Here is a 1,310-nt window from a genome sequence, read left to right as displayed (position 1 = left end):
TTTCTCAATCTGGTGATTATGGCATGAAGGTAACACCCCTTCCCATACCGAACAGGTCGGTTAAGCTTCAATGCGCCAATGGTACTGCAGGGGTAACTTTGTGGGAGAGTAGGTCGTCGCCAGGTAACAAAAAACCACTAAGTTAGACTTAGTGGTTTTTATTTTGGTATGCCCTAAATTTGTTGACGTATGTCAACACAATAAAAACATTAAATAATATATTTAGTAAGCTCATTTATAAACCCCATATGTAGAAATACATATGGGGTAATTTTTATGTTAAGAAATTATTTTTATAAAGATGGGACTAATATTATTGAGTTATCAGCAGTTACAGGAATTAAATATATAGCTAGTATTGCGGTCAGTTATAAGCAAACTAATTTATAAAAAAGAAATCAACCTCTCCACAGATGCGTTAGTTTCTTTTATGACATTATGCAGAGGAAGGTAAAATTTTGTACGAAAAGTTTAAATTCAACGTTTTGATTATAAAAATATAGTATACTAATCCTAGTGTATCACTATAGAATAAAGTTAATAATTAGTAGTAACATAGAGAATAGTGAATATAATTGTCGTATTTCAAGAGTTAGCATAAATGCCTTATATGTGTATATGATAGAATACTCCTTGTAGTCACGAAAGAGTGGCTCAGAAAGTTAGATGTTAATTACGATTTAATAAATTTTTATATGAAAATTAATTTTAAAAAGTTATTGACAAAACAAGCAATACCAAGTAAAATAGTAGAAGTCGTCACATGATGACAAAGCAAATTGGTCTTTGAAAATTAAACAGAGAAATAGGTAAAATAGCGAAATAACATTTTGCTAGACCAGTTAATTACTTTAGATAAAAAAGTAATTTTAGTCGTAAGACTAAAAAGTATGTAATGAGCTTGCTAACCAGCTTAACAGTTGGCGCAGATTATTCATTTCAAATAAAAAGTGTAAACTTTTAAATTGAGAGTTTGATCCTGGCTCAGGACGAACGCTGGCGGCGTGCCTAACACATGCAAGTCGAGCGATGAAACCCTTCGGGGTGGATTAGCGGCGGACGGGTGAGTAACACGTGGGTAACCTGCCTCAAAGAGGGGAATAGCCTCCCGAAAGGGAGATTAATACCGCATAATATGTTTTGATCGCATGATCGAAACATCAAAGGATTTTTCTTTTAGAAAATTCCACTTTGAGATGGACCCGCGGCGCATTAGCTAGTTGGTGAGGTAACGGCCCACCAAGGCAACGATGCGTAGCCGACCTGAGAGGGTGATCGGCCACATTGGAACTGAGACACGGTCCAGACTC

Annotated in this window: 2 rRNA genes; both read left to right on the top strand. The window is 35.6% G+C overall.

Annotated elements, in window-relative coordinates:
* Window positions 1-8: 8 nt before the first annotated feature.
* Window positions 9-125 (top strand): 5S ribosomal RNA (rrf, locus tag Ctaglu_RS24725).
* A gap of 836 nt (window positions 126-961) precedes the next feature.
* Window positions 962-1,310, top strand: a 16S ribosomal RNA gene (locus tag Ctaglu_RS24720); the annotation flags it as partial.

The organism is Clostridium tagluense (assembly GCF_003865095.1).
Classification (GTDB): domain Bacteria; phylum Bacillota; class Clostridia; order Clostridiales; family Clostridiaceae; genus Clostridium_AD; species Clostridium_AD tagluense.
The sequence above is the reverse complement of the archived record's forward strand: the minus strand, read 5'-3'. Positions and strand labels throughout refer to the sequence as shown.